Genomic DNA, 404 nt, shown 5'->3' with positions numbered 1-404 from the left:
CATGCGCCCTTTGTAGCTTGACCTATTCATTTACTAATCTTAAGCGATTAAGATTAGATTTTCATTCTACAAAGAATTCAAATTAAAATTCTTGACGAAATTGTTTTATCTTTAAATTTAAAGGTTTAACAATATATCTTCACTGTGTAATTTTCAAAGAACATCCATCTTACCATTGTAAGATGTTTTTGAGAGTTAATGAACTAATCATTTGGTCTCTCAAAATTAAACAGAGTTAAAGTACCAGTTTGTCATGAAGGATTAACTTCATGTCGACTCCCTAGAAAGGAGGTGATCCAGCCGCAGGTTCTCCTACGGCTACCTTGTTACGACTTCACCCCAATCACTAATCCCACCTTCGGCCGCTGGCTCCTTACGGTTACCTCACGGACTTCGGGTGTTAC

At 37.4% G+C, this 404-nt stretch carries 1 rRNA gene; it reads right to left on the bottom strand.

Annotation, left to right across the window (positions count from 1 at the left end):
• Positions 1-284: 284 nt before the first annotated feature.
• A 16S ribosomal RNA gene (locus IO99_RS18155) occupies positions 285-404 on the bottom strand; the annotation flags it as partial.

Source organism: Clostridium sulfidigenes (assembly GCF_000732635.1).
GTDB classification, from domain to species: Bacteria; Bacillota; Clostridia; order Clostridiales; family Clostridiaceae; genus Clostridium_J; species Clostridium_J sulfidigenes.
The sequence above is the reverse complement of the archived record's forward strand: the minus strand, read 5'-3'. Positions and strand labels throughout refer to the sequence as shown.